Source organism: Pseudomonas sp. B14(2017) (assembly GCF_002113255.1).
GTDB lineage: Bacteria > Pseudomonadota > Gammaproteobacteria > Pseudomonadales > Pseudomonadaceae > Aquipseudomonas > Aquipseudomonas putida_Z.
Map to the genome: position 1 here is coordinate 1 of NZ_NEJY01000028.1, position 17,081 is coordinate 17,081.

A 17,081-nucleotide genomic window follows, 5' to 3' on the forward strand; every position below is an offset into this window, starting at 1 on the left:
AGGTAAGCGGTGATAGCGGTGAGCTTGAACTGCTCTGTGTATTTACCCATAGATCCCCCAAGGGTTGGATTGGTGTCCAACTTCTTGGGGGCAGTCCAGGTACTGCACAAGGCTTGAGGCCGATGCAGTCGAGGTGGGAGCTGGCTTGCCGGCGATGGGCCGCAACGCGGCCCCTGGGTTTCAATCTTTGATCAACCCTCGCAACACCGCTCGCGCTTCTTCAGTGCGCAAGCACTCGATGAACAACCGGCTTTCCCGCGCCACTGTCGCCTCAAGCTCGGCCCGTTGGCCGTCCTTGAGCAGCCGCTTGCTGATGCGCAGCGCCGCCTGCGGGTAGCCTTGCAGCTGCCGCGCCAGGCGCCGGGCAGCAGCCAGGCACTGCTCACCGTCTTCATGCAGTTCATTGGCCAGCCCCCAGGCCACCATCCGTTCGCCATCAAGCAACTCGTTTGCCAGCAGCAGGCGAGCCGCCCGGGCATGGCCAAGCAAACGCGGCAGCAGCAGGCTGGAACCAAACTCCGGGCACACGCCCAACGGCGCGAAAGGGATGCGCAGCTTGGTCGTACGGCTGACCAGCACCTGATCGCAATGCAACAGCAAGGTGGCACCAATACCTATCGCCGCACCACTGACCGCGGCAATCAGCGGTTTGTCCAGGCCCATCACCACCCGCATCAGGCGGAACACCGGGCTGTCCAGGTCGGCGGGCGGGTTGTCGAGGAAGTCGCGCAAGTCATTGCCGGCGCTGAAGCAGTGCGGCCCACCGGTGATGATGATGGCTTCGACATCAGGGTCTTCACCTGCCGCCAGCAGCAGGTCGCCCAGCTGTTGGTACATGGCGGTGTTCAAGGCATTGAGCTTGTCGGGGCGGTTGAAGGTCAGGGTCAGCAGGCCCTGGTCCAGGTCACGTGTGATCAGGTCGTTCATGGCAGCCGCTTTTGTTGTTGTGGGCATGGGTGCCAAGGGTTTATCACGCAGTCCGGCTTGTTGTACAGTCGTTCAGTCCAGCCCCTAGCCCGAGAGCCGTCGATGAACCAGGAAGCCCGCTACCACCGCATGCTGCCGGAATTGCGCAAAGCCAACCTGGTCGAGGCGACCCTGGTATGCCTCAAGCGCCATGGCTTCCAGGGCGCGTCGATCCGCAAGATTTCGGCCGAGGCCGGGGTCTCGGTCGGGTTGATCAGCCATCACTACGCCGGCAAGGATGAGCTGGTGGCCGAAGCCTACATGGCGGTCACCGGCCGGGTGATGGGCCTGCTGCGCGAGGCCATGGCCCAGGCCGCGCCCAATGCCCGCGAGCGGTTGTCGGCGTTCTTCCGCGCCTCGTTCTGCGCCGAGCTGCTCGACCCGCAATTGCTCGACGCCTGGCTGGCGTTCTGGGGCGCGGTGAAGACCGCCGATGCGATCAACCAGGTGCATGACCATTCCTATGGCGAATACCGCAATGAACTGAGCGGGCTGCTGGCCACGCTGGCCGGGGAGGAGGGCTGGCAGGGCTTCGATGCCGACCTGGCAGCCATCAGCCTGAGCGCATTGCTCGATGGCCTGTGGCTGGAGTCGGGGCTCAACCCCGGTACCTTCACCCCCGAGCAGGGCGTGCTGATCTGCGAGGCCTGGGTCGATGGCCTGCAGGCCGGTGGCCGGCGCCGCTTCAGCCTGCCGGAGGGCTGTTGATCGCCTGTTCAGTAACGAGTACGCTGCTGTCGCGAGTGTGTAGAACAAACCAATAAAAAAAAGAGACGACACGCAATGACGCCTCGGGTATTGATCGTCGATGACGATCCGCTTATTCGTGACTTGCTGCAGGCCTATCTGTCCCAGGAAGGCTATGACGTGCACTGCGCCGACACCGCGGAAAAGGCCGAAGCCCTGCTCGGCAGCCAGGATGTCGACCTGGTGCTGCTGGACATCCGCCTGCCCGGCAAGGACGGCCTCACCCTGACCCGCGAGCTGCGGGTACGTTCGGAGGTCGGCATCATCCTCATCACCGGCCGCAACGACGACATCGACCGTATCGTCGGCCTGGAATGCGGCGCCGACGACTACGTGATCAAGCCGCTCAACCCCCGCGAACTGGTATCCCGCGCCAAGAACCTGATCCGCCGCGTGCGCCATGCCCGCGAGGTGCACCCGGCGCCGGCCTGCGCGCAATCGCTGAAGCAGTTCGCCGACTGGGCGCTGGACACCGACCGCCGGCGCCTGATCGACGCCCGTGGCGGGCAAACCCTGCTGACCCATGGCGAGTTCCAGTTGCTCAGCGTGTTCCTGCGCAACAGCGGCCACACCCTCAGCCGCGACCAGTTGATGGACCAGATCCGCAACCGCGAGTGGGTGCCCAACGACCGCTCCATCGACGTGCTGGTCGGCCGCCTGCGGCGCAAGCTGCACGACGACCCGGCCGAGCCCCAGCTGATCATCACCATTCACGGCACCGGCTACCTGTTCACCGCCAGCGTGGCGGCATGACCCGCAGCGCCTGGGTGCTGGCCTTGGCATTGTTCGCCGTGCAAGCCAGTGCAAAGCAGCCGGTGCGCTATTGCGACTACCCGGTGTACCCGCCGATTTCCTGGAGTGACGGCCACCAGGTGCGTGGCCTGGCCCCCACCGTGGTGCGAGAGCTGTTCGCGCGCATGGGCTACGAAGTGCAGACCGTGGTGCTGGGTAACTGGAAGCGCTGCCTGATGGACGCCGCCGCCGGGCGGGTGGACGTGGTGCTGGCCTACAACAGCGACCAGCGTGACCAACGCATGCGCTTTTCCACGGTGCCGGTGGTGCGTGAGGAAGTGGCGGTGTTCTACAACCGCCTGCGGCCAGTGCAGTTCCAGCGCCTGGAGGACCTGGCCAGCTACCGTGGTGGCCTGCTGTACGGCGAAAGCTACGGCGCCGATTTCGACCGCTTCGTCGCCCGCCACCAGAACATCGAACGGGTGTCGTCCAGCCAGCAGAACTTCGGCAAGCTGATCCGTGGGCGCATCGACTACGTGATCCAGGAGCGGCGCACCGGCCAGCTGTTCATCGAAAACCTGCCCGGGGCGCAGGACATCCGCGTATTGCCCACGGCCCTGAGCGTGGACTACCTGCGCGTTGCGATATCACGGCAATCGCCCTTGAGCCAGTATATGGACGAAATCGACGCGCAGTTGCTGCGCATGAACCAGGCCGGCGAGATCGAGCGCTGGCTGGAGCAGAGCGAAGTGACCTACCGCGACATGGTCAACCTGCCGGCGGACTCCCGATGATCCGCCTGCACACCGATGGCTTGCTGCGCCGCCTGCTGCTGTTCATTTTGCTGTTCAGCCTGTGCTTCACCGTGCTGGCCAGCTCGGTGCAGCTGTACTTCGAATACCGCCGCGAGATGCGCGATATCGAGGCGCGCATGGCGTTGATCCGCGCCGGTTACCTGGCCAGCCTGGAGCGCAGCCTGTGGGACCTGGACGAGGCACAGCTGGATACACAACTGCGCGGTCTGGTGGACTTTTCCGATGTTGCCCGGGTGCGCCTGGTCAGCGACGATTTCCAGCTGCTGCGCGGCGCCGCCGAGCCCAAGGGGCCGCTGCGCATCGAACGCTTCCCCCTCGATTACCAGCCGCCCTCGGGGCCGGCCAGGCACCTGGGCGAGCTGGAAGTGAGCATCGACCTGGGCGCGGTGCACAGGCGCCTGTATGCCACTGGCCTTGCCAGCCTGCTGTGGATGGGCGTGTTCCTGTGTGGCCTGGCGGTGGCGCTGTCGGGGCTGTTCTACCGCCTGGTCACCCGCCACCTGCAAGTGATGGCCGAGTTCGCCCGGCGTATTGGTGCCGGCCAGTGGCAGGAACCTTTGCGCCTGGGGCGCCGGCCGTCGACGCGCCCGGACGAGATCGACACCGTGGCCAATGCCCTGGATGACATGCGCCGCGCCATCCTCAGTGACATCGAGCGCCGCGAGCGCGACCGCCTGGCGTTGCAGGACAAGCGCGACGAACTGCAGGCCATGGTCGAGCGGCGCACCGCCAGCCTGGCCCGGGCCAAGGACGAGGCCGAAGCCGCCAACCTGGCCAAGTCACGCTTCCTGGCGACCATGAGCCATGAGCTGCGCACACCGCTCAACGGCATTCTCGGCATGGCCGAGCTGCTGCGCGGCGGCCGGCTGGAGGCGGCCGACCGCCAGCGCGTCGAGGCCTTGTACAAGGCCGGCGAGGGGCTGCTGGCGATTCTCAACGAAGTGCTGTATTTCGCCCGGCTCGAGGAGGGCGAAAGCCGCGCCGAGCTGGTCGGTTTTTCGCTACGCCAGTTGTGCCAGGAAGTGCTGGCGCTGCTCGAACCCATGGCCAGGGACAATGGCGACGCCCTGCAGCTGGACATCGACGAGCAATTGGCCGAGTACCAGCACGGTGCCGAACAGTACCTGCGCCAGGTGCTCAGCAACCTGCTGGCCAACGCCATCAAGTTCACCGAACACGGCCAGGTGCGGCTTGCGGTGCAGGTACTGGCCAGTGACCAGGGCTCGCAGCGCGTGCGGGTGTCGGTCAGCGACAATGGCATCGGCATCGAGCCGGCTGTGCAGGCCAGGGTCTTCGACCGCTTCGTCCAGGCCAGCGAGGCGGTGGCCCGGCGCTACGGCGGCACCGGCCTGGGCCTGGCGATCTGCAAGCACCTGGTGGAAAAACTGGGGGGCTGCATTGGCCTGGACAGCGTGCAAGGGCAGGGCAGTTGCTTCTGGTTCGAACTCGACATGGCTCGCGGGCAGCCAGTGCAGGCCAACTCACCAGCCCCTTCGCCCCTGGCCAGCCTGGATATCCTGGTAGTCGAGGACGTGGCATTGAACCGCGAGGTGGCCGGTGGGTTGCTGCTGCGCGATGGCCACCGGGTGAGCTTTGCCGAGGACGCCGGGCAAGCCCTGCAGGCCTGCGCACAGCGGCGCTTCGACCTGATCCTGCTCGATGTGCACCTGCCCGGCATGAGCGGGGTGGAACTGTGCCGGCAACTGCGTGCCACGCCCGGGCCGAACCGCCACAGCCGGATCCTGGCACTGACGGCTGGCGTGCAACCGGGGCAAGTGCCAGGGTACCTGGATGCCGGCATGCAGGGAGTGCTGGCCAAGCCCCTGCGGCTGGACAACCTGCGCCGGGCGCTGGCCGAAGCGGCGCCCGCTGAAGTGGCGGGCGTCGACGCGACAATGGACTGGTCATTGCTGGACACCCACCGCTCGCTGCTGGGTGAACAGAAGCTGCAAGGCCTGTTGAAGGTGCTGCGCCAGTCGCTGGAGCAGCACGCCACCGCGTTGGCCGAGGCGCTGCCGGCCCAGGACTTTACCGAAGTGCTGCACCTGGCCCACCGCCTGGCCGGCAGTTGCGACTCCCTGGGTTTTTCTGGCCTGGCTGCGTTGTTGCGACGCCTTGAGGACGCTGCCCGGCAGCATGACGAACAGGCATTGAAAGCGCTCGGCGCGCCGCTGGCCACCGAGCTTGCCCAGGCCCGCGCCACCCTGGAACAGTTGATCCAGAGCTGACGTACAAAAAACTTACGACTTTTTACATCTTCGATCCGTTCGTACAACGGCACCTTACATCCGTTTCCAATAATCCATGGCAACCGTGTTGCACGCGGTCCATGAGGCTTATTGGAGACAAGAATAATGACATGCCGTAGCGCTCAGCCCCTCCTTCCTACCACACCGCGCGGCACCCCCGCGCGGCCTGGCACCAGCCGCAAAGGCGAGGTGCGCCATGACTGACAACCGCGAAAAGATCCAGCTCACCCGCGCGCTGAAAAGCCGGCACATCTTCATGCTCTCGCTGGGCGGGGTGATCGGCACCGGGCTGTTCATGGGCTCGGGCGTGACCATCAACCAGGGCGGCCCGATAGGCGCGATCCTGGCCTACCTGGTCGCGGGTTTGCTGATGTACCTGGTGATGGTCTGCCTAGGCGAGCTGTCGGTGCAGATGCCGGTGTCCGGTTCGTTCCAGGCCCACGCCACCAAGTTCATCGGCCCGGCCACCGGCTTCATGATCGGCTGGGTGTACTGGATGAGCTGGGCCACCACCGTGGGCCTGGAGTTCACCGCCGCCGGCATGCTGATGACCCGCTGGTTCCCGGAGGTGCCGATCTGGTATTGGTCGGCGCTGTTCGTGGTCGTGCTGTTCGGCCTCAACGCCCTGGCCACCCGTGCCTTCGGCGAGGCGGAGTACTGGTTCTCGGGGATCAAGGTGGCGACCATCCTCGGCTTCATCATCATCGGCCTGCTGGTGATCTTCGGCGCCATCCCGCTGAGCAGCGGGGCGCCGGCACCGATGCTGGACAACCTGGTGGGCGAGTCGCTGTTCCCCCATGGCCTGTCGGCGGTGTTCGCGGTGATGATGACCGTGGTCTATGCCTTCCAGGGCTGTGAAATCATGGGGGTGGCGGCCGGCGAGACCGAGCACCCGGAAAAGAGCATCCCACGGGCCGTGCGCAACGTGGTGTTCCGCGTGCTGATCTTCTACGTGCTGGCGATTGCCGTGCTCTCGGCCATCGTGCCGTTCGAGCAGGCCGGGCTGATGGAAAGCCCGTTCGTGCAGGTGTTCGACATGGTCGGTATTCCCTTTGCCGCCGACCTGATGAACTTCGTCATCCTCACCGCCATCCTCTCGGTGGGCAACTCCGGGCTGTATGCCTCCACGCGCATCCTCTGGGCCATGTCGAAGAGCGGCATGGCGCCGAAAAGCCTGTCGCCACTGAGCAAGCGTGGCGTGCCGTTGCGGGCGCTGAGCATCACCCTGTGCTTTGCGCTGATCTCGCTGATGACCAGTTTCATTGCCGCCGACACCCTGTTCATGGTGTTGATGGCGGTGAGTGGCATGTCCGGCACCGTGACCTGGATCGTCATCGCCCTGGCGCAGTACCGCTTCCGCAAAGTTTACCTGCGTGACGGTGGGCAACTGCAGGACCTGAAGTACAAGGCGCCGCTGTACCCGCTGGTGCCGCTGCTGTGTATCACCCTGTGCAGCTCGCTGTTCGTGTTCCTGGCGCTGGATGAAACCCAGCGGCCGTCGTTGTACTGGGGCTTTGGCTTCATTGCCCTGTGCTACGCGGCGTACTTCTTCGTCAACCGCCGTCGGCAGGGGGCTTTCGAGCCGAGCGTGCCAGGGGTTTGATTCGGGTGTTGGGCTGAAGATTGCCGGGGCCGCTTTGCGGCCCATCGCGACACAAGGCCGCTCCTACAAGAGATCGCGCGAGGCCGGGCCTATGCGCGATTCCCCTGTAGGAGCGGCCTTGTGTCGCGATGGGGCGCAAAGCGCCCCCAGCAATCCGTCAGTTGTACAAAGTTGTAACATCCACCTCCTACCTCAATCTTGATACAACAAATAAAAATAATAAAAACAACGACATATATCGTTTTTAGGCGTTGTTACAGCCCAATCCCCACCCAATTGCCGCCTTGTTGAACACTCGTTTAGTATCTCCCTCATCAAGCCCTCTCAAACCATCACAACAACACCGAGGCCCCCCATGACCACCCCGTCGTCGTCACTGTTGAGCAAGGTCGAAGCCGGCGTTGCCTGGATCACCCTCAACCGCCCCGAGCAGCGCAACGCGCTGGACATCCCCACCCTCAAGCAACTGCACGCCCTGCTGGAAACCTGCAACAGCGACCCGACCGTGCGCGTGGTGGTGCTGACCGGCAGCGGGCGCAGCTTCTGCGCCGGTGCCGACCTGGCCGAATGGGCCGCGGCCGAGGCCCAGGGCACCCTGGAAAGCTACGGCTGGACCGAAACCGCCCACGCCCTGATGTTGCGCCTGCACAGCCTCGACAAGCCCACCATCGCTGCCATCAACGGCACCGCCGTGGGCGGTGGCATGGACCTCAGCCTGTGCTGCGACCTGCGCATCGCCGCGGCCTCGGCGCGCTTCAAGGCCGGCTACACCAGCATGGGTTACAGCCCCGACGCCGGTGCCAGCTGGCACCTGCCACGGCTGATCGGCAGCGAGCAGGCCAAGCGTCTGTTGTTCCTCGATGAACTGTGGGGTGCCGAGCGTGCCCTGGCGGCCGGGCTGGTCAGCGAAGTCTGTGCCGACGAGCAGCTGCCCGCCGTGGCCGCCGAGCTGGCCGGGCGCCTGGCCAATGGCCCTACCTTCGCCTACGCGCAGACCAAGCGGCTGATCCGCGACGGCGCCCGGCGCACCCTGGCCGAGCAGCTGGAGGCCGAGCGCCAGGCCGGCCTGCTGTGCGGCCGCAGCCAGGACGGTGCCGAGGCGCTGCAAGCCTCGGTGGAACGCCGCGCCCCCCGTTTCACTGGCCAGTAACCCGATAACCGACCCTCACCAGGACCTTCGCAGATGAATTTCCAACTGACCCAAGAACAAGAAATGTTGGTGGAAGCGGTACGCAGCTTTGTCGCCAAGGAGCTGCTGCCCCATGAGGAGGCAGTGGACCGCGCCGATGCCGTGTCGCCCGAGCTGGCTGCGCAGATCCGCGGCAAGGCCATCGCCGCCGGGTTCTATGCCTTCAACATGCCCGAGGAGGTCGGCGGCGGTGGCCTGGACTATCTGTCCCAGGCGCTTATCGAGCGCGAACTGTCCAAGGTGTCCTGGGCCCTGCACGTGTTCGTCGCGCGGCCATCGAAAATCCTCATGGCCTGCAAGGACGAGCAGATCAACGACTACCTGTTGCCCTGCGTGCAGGGCGAGAAGATCGACTGCTTCGCCCTCACCGAGCCGGGCGCCGGCTCCGATGCCAACGCCATCAAGACCCGTGCCGTGCGCCAGGGTGACGACTTCGTCATCAACGGCAGCAAGCACTTCATCAGCCATGCCGGCCACGCCGATTTCGCCATCGTCTTCGCCGTCACCGATACCTACGAGCACAACGGGCGCAAGCGCAATGCGGTAACCGCCTTCCTGGTCGACCGGGGCACGCCGGGCATGACCATCCGCCGTGGCCCCAAGTGCGTGAGCAACCGTGGCTACCACACCTACGAGCTGTTCTTCGACGACTGCCGGGTGCCGGCCAGCAAGGTGCTGGGCGAGGTCGGCAAGGGCTGGGAGGTGGCCAACGCCTGGCTCACCGCCGGCCGGGTGATGGTCGCCGCCAACTGCGTGGGCCAGGCCCAGCGTGCCCTCGACCTGTCGCTGCAATGGGCCGCCGACCGCAAGCAGTTCGGCCAGGCCATCGGCAGCTACCAGGGCGTGTCGTTCAAGCTCGCCGACATGGCCACGCAGATTCGCGCTGCGGAAATGCTCACCCTGCACACCGCCTGGAAGATGGACCAGGGCAGCATGACCGACGGCGAGGCCGGCATGGCCAAGCTGTTCGCCAGCGAGGTGCTGGGCAAGGTTGCCGACGAAGCCGTGCAGATATTCGGCGGCATGGGCCTGATGGATGAAGGCCCGGTCGAGCGCATCTGGCGCAACGCACGCATCGAGCGCATCTGGGAAGGCACCTCGGAAATCCAGCGGCACATCATCGCCCGCGAACTGCTGCGCCCGCTGCTGCGCTGAGCGCCAGGAGAACACCCATGTCGCATTCGATTCGTGACAACCTCAAGCGCCTGCTGGCCCCCCGGCACCTGGCCTTCGTCGGCGGGCGCAGCATGGCACGGGCGCTCAAGCGCTGCGCCGAAGGTGGCTTTGGTGGCGAGCTGTGGCTGGTCAACCCGCAGCATGACAGCCTCGAAGGCATTCCCTGTGTAGCACGGGTGGCCGACTTGCCCCATGCCCCGGATGCGGTGTTCATCGCCACCAACCGCGAACTGACCCTGCAGTGCGTTGCCGAGCTGGCCGCACGCGGCGCCGGTGGCGCCATCTGCTATGCCTCGGGCTTTGCCGAAAGCGGCGAAGAGGGCCGCCAGCTGCAGCAGCGCCTGCTCGCCGCCGCCGGCAACATGGCCTTGCTCGGCCCCAACTGCTACGGCTTGCTCGATTACCTGCACGGCGCTGCGTTGTGGCCGGTGGCCCATGGTGGCCAGCAGGTGGAGAAGGGCGTGGCGATCCTCACCCAGAGCGGCAACTTCGCCTACAACCTGTCGATGAGCGACCGTTCGCTGCCGGTGGCTTACATGGCCTCGGTCGGCAACCAGGCACAACTGGGCGTGGCCGAGCTGATGGACGTGCTGCTCGACGACCCACGGGTAACCGCCATCGGCCTGCATCTGGAAGGCTTGAAGAACGTGCCGGGTTTCGCCCGTGCCGCCTGCAAGGCATTGCAGCAGGGCACGCCGATCATTGCGCTGAAGACCGGCGTGTCGCAGATCGGCGCCGAACTGGCGCTCAGCCACACCAGCTCGCTGTCCGGCTCCGATGCCTTGTACGACAGCCTGTTCCAGCGCCTGGGCGTGATCCGCGTCAGCGGCCCGGTGAGCTTCGTCGAAACCCTCAAGGCCGCCGCCTGTGGCCGCCTGCCGGTGAATGGCGAGCTGATCGCCCTGGCTTGTTCCGGTGGCGATGCCGGCTTGATCGCCGACTATGCCGAGCGCAACCAGCTGGTCCTGCCGAAGCTCGCACAAGGGCAGGTGGCGCAGTTGGCCGAGGTGCTGCCGGCCTATGCCAACCTGGTCAACCCGCTGGATTTCACCACTGCCATCTGGGGTGATGCAGCGGCCCTGCAACGCATGCTCGACAGCACCCTGAGCGGCGCAGCCGACGCGGCCATGCTGGTGCTGGACTACCCGGCGGCGTTCACCGGCGAACGCAAGGAATGCGACCTGCTGCTGGCGCTGTACTGCGATGCGCTGGAGCGCCACGGCAAGATCGGCTTCGTCACCTCGGCATTCCCGGAGCTGTTGCCCGCCTGCGCGCGCGAGCGTTTGCACGCGCGTGGCATTGCCGCCCTGCAGGGCGTGGAGGATGGCCTGGCAGCCTGGGGCCGCATCGTCGCCTACCAGCGCAACCGCCAGCGGCTGCTGGAACAGGGTGAGGCCACGCGGGTGCCGCTGTGCCCGCAGGCCCTTGGCGGCGAGAGCCACCTGCTGGACGAATGGCAATCCAAGCAAGCCCTGCGTGCCTTCGGCCTGCCGGTACCGGCAGGGGTGCTGAGCACACCCGAGCGCGCCGTGGCAGATGCCGCCCGCGTCGGTTATCCGCTGGTACTGAAGGCGGTCAGCGCGCAACTGCCGCACAAGACCGAGGCCGGTGCAGTGGCGCTGAACCTGCGCGATGCCGCCGCCCTCGAGGTTGCGCTGGTGCAGATGCGCCAGCGCATCGCCGCCTACGCCCCGCAGGTAGCGTTCGACCAGGTGCTGCTCGAACCGATGGCCGAGCCGCCGCTGGCCGAACTGATCGTTGGTATCAAGCGCGAGCACGACTTCGCCCTGGCCCTGGTGATCGGCGCCGGCGGCGTGCTGGTCGAGTTGCTCAAGGACAGTGTCAGCCTGTTGCTGCCGACCACCGACGCTGCCATCCGCAGCGCGCTGCTCGGCCTGCGCAGTGCCAGCCTGCTGCAAGGCTTCCGTGGCCGCCCGGCCGCCGACCTCGACGCACTGGTTGCGGCTATCCGCGCGGTGGCCGACTACGCCTGCGAAAACGCCGGGCAACTGCTGGAGCTGGATGTGAACCCATTGATGGTCGGTGCCCATGGCACCACCGCGGTCGACGCGCTGATCCGCCTCGGCCAGGCGCAAGGAGAACGACATGAATAAGCACACCCCGACCGCCGGCCAGGCGTTGGTGCGCCTGCTGGCCAACTACGGCGTGGAGACGGTATTCGGCATCCCCGGCGTGCACACCCTGGAGCTGTACCGCGGCCTGCCGGGCAGCGGCATCCGCCATGTGCTGACCCGCCACGAGCAGGGCGCCGGCTTCATGGCCGACGGCTATGCACGGGTAAGCGGCAAACCGGGGGTGTGCTTCGTCATCACCGGCCCGGGCGTGACCAATGCCGCCACCGCCATCGGCCAGGCCTACGCCGACTCCATCCCGATGCTGGTGATTTCCAGCGTCAACCACACTGCCAGCCTGGGCAAGGGCTGGGGCTGCCTGCACGAAACCCAGGACCAGCGCGCCATGACCGCGCCGATTACCGCGTTCTCTGCCGTGGCCCTGCGCGGCGACGACCTGCCCGAGCTGATCGCTCGTGCCTGGGCCGTGTTCGACAGCGAACGGCCGCGCCCGGTGCACATCTCGGTGCCGGTGGATGTACTGGCCGCGCCGGTCAGCCGTGACTGGAGCAATGAGGTGGTGCGCCGCCCCGGGCGTGGCCAGCCGTGCCGCGACATCCTCGACCAGGCCGCCGTGAAGCTGGCCGCCGCCAAGCGCCCGATGATCATTGCCGGTGGTGGGGCATTGCACGCGGCCGAGCAGCTGCAGCAGCTGAGCACTCGGCTGGCAGCGCCATTGTTCACCAGCGTGGCCGGCAAGGGCCTGCTGCCAGCGGACGCGCCACTGAATGCCGGCGCCAGCCTGTGCGTCGAGCCCGGCTGGCAGCTGATCAGCCAGGCCGACGTGGTGCTGGCAGTGGGTACCGAAATGGCCGACACCGACTTCTGGCGCAAGCGCCTGCCGATCAGCGGCGAGCTGCTGCGCGTGGACATCGACCCGCGCAAGTTCAACGACTTCTACCCCTGTGCCATAGCCCTGCACGGTGATGCCCGGCAAACCCTGGCCGGCCTGCTCGAGCACCTGCCAGCGCTGGACCGTGACCCGGCCCAGGCCAGCGAAGCCGTAGCCAACCTGCGCCAGGCCATTCGCAGCGGGCATGCGCCGCTGCAGGCCGTGCACCAGGCAATCCTCGACCGCATTGCCGCCGTGCTGCCCGACGATGCCTTCATCAGCAGCGACATGACCCAGCTGGCCTACACCGGCAACTACGCCTTCGCCAGCCGGGCGCCGCGCAGCTGGCTGCACCCCACCGGCTACGGCACCCTCGGCTACGGCCTGCCGGCCGGCATCGGCGGCATGTTCGCCAGTGACCACCGCCCAGGTCTGGTGCTGGTAGGCGACGGCGGCTTCCTCTACACCGCCCAGGAACTGGCCACGGCAGTCGAGGAACTGGACCGGCCGCTGGTCGTGCTGTTGTGGAACAATGACGCCCTCGGCCAGATCCGCGACGACATGCTCGGCCTGGACATCGAGCCGGTCGGCGTACTGCCGCGCAATCCGGACTTCATCGGCCTGGCCCGCGCCTTCGGTTGCGCGGTGCGCCAGCCGCGTGACCTGGACGCGCTGCAGGCCGATCTGGCCAGCGGTTTCGCCACCCCCGGCGTCACCTTCATCGAACTCAAACACACCTGCGTCTGCTAAGCCGCAGACACCACGAACAACAAGAGAAACCACCATGCCATTTCGCCGTACCCTCCTGGCTGCATCCCTCGCTCTGCTGATCACCGGCCAGGCCCCGCTGTACGCCGCACCCCCCCTGTCGATGGACAACGGCACCGCCGCCCTGACCGCGCAAAACAGCAACGCCTGGGTCGAAATCAGTGCCGGCGCGCTGCAACACAACATCCGTACCTTGCAGGCCGAGCTGGGCGGCAAGTCCAAGCTGTGCGCCGTGCTCAAGGCCGACGCCTATGGCCACGGTATCGGCCTGGTGATGCCGTCGATCATCGCCCAGGGCGTGCCTTGCGTGGCAGTGGCCAGCAACGAGGAGGCCCGCGTGGTCCGCGCCAGCGGCTTCACCGGGCAACTGGTGCGGGTGCGCCTGGCCAGCCTCAGCGAAGTGGAAGATGCCTTGCAGTACGACATGGAAGAACTGGTCGGCAGCGCCGAGTTCGCCCGCCAGCTCGATGCCATCGCCGAACGCCACGGCAAGACCCTGCGCATTCACATGGCGCTCAATTCCAGTGGCATGAGCCGCAACGGCGTGGAAATGACCACCTGGTCCGGCCGGGGTGAAGCGCTGCAGATCACCGACCAGAAGCACCTCGAGCTGGTCGCGCTGATGACTCACTTCGCCGTGGAAGACAAGGACGATGTGCGCAAAGGCCTGGCAGCGTTCAACGAGCAGACCGACTGGCTGATCAAGCACGCCAAACTTGATCGCAGCAAGCTCACCCTGCACGCCGCCAACTCCTTCGCTACGCTGGAAGTGCCGGAAGCGCGCCTGGACATGGTGCGCACCGGCGGCGCGCTGTTCGGCGACACCGTGCCGACGCACACCGAATACCAACGTGCCATGCAGTTCAAGTCGCACGTGGCAGCGGTGCACAGCTACCCGGCAGGCAACACCGTCGGCTATGACCGCACCTTCACCCTGGCGCGTGATTCGCGCCTGGCGAACATCACCGTCGGCTACTCCGATGGCTACCGCCGGGTGTTCACCAACAAGGGCCATGTGCTGATCAACGGCCACCGTGTGCCGGTGGTGGGCAAGGTGTCGATGAACACGTTGATGGTCGATGTCACCGACTTCCCCGATGTGAAGGGTGGCAACGAAGTGGTGCTGTTCGGCAAACAGGCCGGGGGTGAAATCACCCAGGCCGAAATGGAAGAAATCAACGGCGCGCTGCTCGCCGACCTGTACACCGTATGGGGCAGTTCCAACCCGAAGATTCTCGTCGACTGAAACCGCCAATGAAGGGAGATTGCCATGCGCTACGCCAAGCTCACTCAACGCATCGCCGGCGACGGGGCTGCGGCCTGGGACATCCACTACCGCGCCCTGGCGCTGCAGGCCGAGGGCAAGGATATCCTGCTGCTGTCGGTGGGTGACCCGGACTTCGACACCCCCGCGCCGATCGTCGAGGCGGCCATCGACAGCCTGCGTGAGGGCCACACCCATTACGCCGATGTGCGCGGCAAGCTGGCGCTGCGCCAGGCCATTGCCAACCGCCACCGCCAGCGCAGCGGCCAGGCCGTCGATGCCGACCAGGTGACGGTGCTGGCGGGTGCCCAGTGCGCGCTGTACTGCGTGGCCCAGTGCGTGCTCGACCCGGGTGACGAGGTGATTGTCGCCGAGCCCATGTACGTGACCTATGAGGCGGTGTTCGGGGCTTGTGGCGCCAAGGTGGTGCCGGTGCCGGTCAAGCCGGAGAACGGCTTTCGCGTGTGCCCGCGTGACGTGGCCGCGCGCATCACCCCGCGCACCCGCGCCCTGGCCCTGAACAGCCCGCACAACCCCTCGGGGGCGAGCCTGCCGCGCGCCACCTGGGAAGCGCTGGCCGAGCTGTGCATCGCCCACGATCTGTGGCTGATTTCCGATGAGGTGTACAGCGAGCTGTTGTACGACGGCGAGCATGTCAGCCCTGGCAGCCTGCCGGGCATGGCCGAGCGCACCGCCACCCTCAACAGCCTGTCGAAGTCGCATGCCATGACCGGTTGGCGGATGGGCTGGGTGGTCGGTTCGACCGAGCTTGCCACCCACCTGGAAAACCTCGCCCTGTGCATGCTGTACGGCTCGCCGGACTTCATCCAGGACGCCGCCGTGGTGGCGCTGGAGCAACAACTCCCGGAACTGGATGTCATGCGCGAAGCCTATCGCCAGCGTCGCGACCTGGTGTGCGAGCAGTTGGCCGACTGCCCGGGCATCAAGGTGCTCAAGCCCGATGGCGGTATGTTCGTGATGGTCGACATCCGTGAGACCGGCCTCAGCGCCCAGGCCTTCGCCGATCGCCTGCTCGACAGCCAGGGCGTGTCGGTGCTCGCTGGCGAAGCCTTCGGCCCCAGCGCTGCCGGGCATATCCGCCTGGGCCTGGTATTGGGTGACGAGGCCTTGGCCGACGCTTGCCGGCGCATCGCCCGCTGCGCCGCCGCACTGATGCAGGGGCAGGCCCATGCGTGAGTATGCGCGGCTTTACATCGACGGCGCCTGGCAGGTACCGAGCGGGCAGGGCATGGCCGAGGTGATCGACCCGGCCACCGAACAGGCCATCGGCCGCGTGCCGCTGGGCGCCGAGGCCGATGTCGAACGGGCAGTGATGGCTGCGCGGCGGGCCTTCGATGGCTGGTCGCGCACGCCGTCCAGCGTACGTGCCGGGTTCATAACGGCGCTGGCCGCACAGCTGAAAAGCCGTGCGGCGGAAATGGCCTCGCTCATCACCGATGAGCTGGGCATGCCGGTGCAGTGGTGCCAGGCGGTACAGGTCGAGGGCCCGATTGCCGGGCTGGAGCAGTACGCCGAACTGGCCGGGCTGATGGATGAGGTGCGCGAAGTCGGCAACTCGCTGGTGTACCGCGAGGCCGTTGGCGTGTGCGCGTTCATCAACCCGTGGAACTACCCGCTGCACCAGATGATCGGCAAGCTGGCGCCGGCCCTGGCCGCCGGCTGCACGGTGGTGGTCAAGCCCAGCCAGGAAACACCGCTGCATGCGTTCCTGCTGGCCGAGATGATCGAGGCCATCGGCCTGCCGGCCGGGGTATTCAACCTGGTCAGCGGGCCGGGGGCCAAGGTCGGCGAGGCCCTGGCCCGGCACCCGCAGGTGGACATGGTGTCGTTCACCGGCTCCACCGGCGCCGGGGTGCGCGTGGCCCAGGCGGCTGCGCCGACGGTGAAGCGGGTGTGCCTTGAGCTGGGCGGCAAGTCGCCGCTGCTGATCACCGCCGACGCCGACTTGCACGCGGCGGTGCGCCATGGCGTGCAGGATGTGATGATCAACTCGGGGCAGACCTGCACGGCCTTGACCCGCATGCTGCTGCCGGCCAGCCGCTACGCCGAGGCGCTGGAGATTGCCGAGGCCGAGACCCGTGCGCTGGTCATGGGCGACCCGCGCGACCCGGCCAGCTTCCTCGGGCCGATGTGTTCGGCAGGCCAGCGGCGCACCGTGCTCGACTACATTCGCCTGGGGCAGGAAGAGGGCGCGCGCCTGCTGTGCGGCGGTGATACGCCGGCCGGCTTCGAGCGCGGCTTCTACGTGGCGCCGACGTTGTTCGCCGATGTCGACAACCGCATGCGCATCGCCCAGGAGGAAATCTTCGGCCCGGTGCTGTGCCTGATCCCCTATGCCGACGAGGCCCAGGCGCTGGCCCTGGCCAACGATTCGCCGTTCGGCCTGTCCAGCGCGGTGTGGGCCGGTAGCCGCGAGCACGGCCTGGCCCTGGCGCGGCAGATACGCGCCGGGCAGTGCTTCATCAACGGTGGCGGGTTCAACTACCAGGCACCGTTTGGTGGCTACAAACAGTCGGGCAACGGGCGCGAGTGGGGCGAGGAGGGCCTGGCGGAGTTCGTCGAGGTGAAAGCGGTGCAGTGTTGAGCC

The 17,081-nt window shown here is 66.6% G+C and carries 13 protein-coding genes; 12 read left to right on the forward strand and 1 reads right to left on the reverse strand.

Features of this window, described 5'->3' with window-relative positions:
- Nucleotides 1-180: 180 nt before the first annotated feature.
- Nucleotides 181-927: an enoyl-CoA hydratase gene (locus tag CAG34_RS25140; protein ID WP_085593061.1), complete on the reverse strand. Its 747-nt coding sequence runs from the start codon at nt 925-927 to the stop codon at nt 181-183.
- A 102-nt stretch (nt 928-1,029) separates the two neighbouring features.
- Here CAG34_RS25140 and CAG34_RS25145 point away from each other — a divergent pair, with 102 nt between their 5' ends.
- The 12 genes from CAG34_RS25145 to CAG34_RS25200 all read left to right on the forward strand — a co-directional run bounded on the left by CAG34_RS25145 (nt 1,030) and on the right by CAG34_RS25200 (nt 17,078).
- Nucleotides 1,030-1,674 (forward strand): TetR family transcriptional regulator C-terminal domain-containing protein, encoded by a 645-nt coding sequence (locus CAG34_RS25145; RefSeq protein WP_015270774.1) that lies wholly within the window; start codon nt 1,030-1,032, stop codon nt 1,672-1,674.
- A 75-nt stretch (nt 1,675-1,749) separates the two neighbouring features.
- Nucleotides 1,750-2,466 carry a response regulator gene (locus CAG34_RS25150; protein WP_012271826.1) on the forward strand — a complete coding sequence of 239 codons (717 nt, stop codon included), beginning with the start codon at nt 1,750-1,752 and terminating at the stop codon, nt 2,464-2,466.
- Entirely contained in the window at nt 2,463-3,239 is a 777-nt protein-coding gene (locus tag CAG34_RS25155) for an ABC transporter substrate-binding protein (protein ID WP_085593063.1), read from the forward strand. The genes CAG34_RS25150 and CAG34_RS25155 overlap by 4 nt, the downstream gene beginning before the upstream one ends.
- On the forward strand, nt 3,236-5,488 hold the full coding sequence (locus tag CAG34_RS25160; protein WP_085593066.1) for an ATP-binding protein: 2,253 nt from the start codon (nt 3,236-3,238) through the stop codon (nt 5,486-5,488). The genes CAG34_RS25155 and CAG34_RS25160 overlap by 4 nt, the downstream gene beginning before the upstream one ends.
- 217 nt (nt 5,489-5,705) lie before the next feature.
- A complete protein-coding gene (locus CAG34_RS25165; protein WP_085593068.1) occupies nt 5,706-7,112 on the forward strand; it encodes an amino acid permease in 1,407 nt (468 codons plus the stop codon).
- A 355-nt stretch (nt 7,113-7,467) separates the two neighbouring features.
- Nucleotides 7,468-8,262, forward strand: coding sequence for an enoyl-CoA hydratase/isomerase family protein (locus tag CAG34_RS25170; protein WP_013973080.1), 795 nt, complete (start codon nt 7,468-7,470; stop codon nt 8,260-8,262).
- Nucleotides 8,263-8,295: 33 nt separating this feature from the next.
- Nucleotides 8,296-9,456, forward strand: a complete 1,161-nt coding sequence (locus CAG34_RS25175) for an acyl-CoA dehydrogenase family protein (RefSeq protein WP_015270769.1) — start codon at nt 8,296-8,298, stop codon at nt 9,454-9,456.
- A gap of 17 nt (nt 9,457-9,473) precedes the next feature.
- On the forward strand, nt 9,474-11,591 hold the full coding sequence (locus CAG34_RS25180) for an acetate--CoA ligase family protein (RefSeq protein WP_085593070.1): 2,118 nt from the start codon (nt 9,474-9,476) through the stop codon (nt 11,589-11,591).
- Nucleotides 11,584-13,191 carry a 5-guanidino-2-oxopentanoate decarboxylase gene (locus tag CAG34_RS25185; RefSeq protein ID WP_085593072.1) on the forward strand — a complete coding sequence of 536 codons (1,608 nt, stop codon included), beginning with the start codon at nt 11,584-11,586 and terminating at the stop codon, nt 13,189-13,191. The genes CAG34_RS25180 and CAG34_RS25185 overlap by 8 nt, the downstream gene beginning before the upstream one ends.
- A gap of 34 nt (nt 13,192-13,225) precedes the next feature.
- Nucleotides 13,226-14,455, forward strand: a complete 1,230-nt coding sequence (gene alr, locus CAG34_RS25190) for an alanine racemase (RefSeq protein ID WP_085593074.1) — start codon at nt 13,226-13,228, stop codon at nt 14,453-14,455.
- 24 nt (nt 14,456-14,479) lie between these two features.
- On the forward strand, nt 14,480-15,670 hold the full coding sequence (locus tag CAG34_RS25195; protein ID WP_085593076.1) for a pyridoxal phosphate-dependent aminotransferase: 1,191 nt from the start codon (nt 14,480-14,482) through the stop codon (nt 15,668-15,670).
- The gene (locus CAG34_RS25200; RefSeq protein WP_085593078.1) at nt 15,663-17,078 is read left to right on the forward strand and encodes an aldehyde dehydrogenase family protein; all 1,416 of its coding nucleotides are present in this window, start codon (nt 15,663-15,665) and stop codon (nt 17,076-17,078) included. Before CAG34_RS25195 ends, CAG34_RS25200 begins: the two co-directional genes overlap by 8 nt.
- Nucleotides 17,079-17,081: the final 3 nt, after the last annotated feature.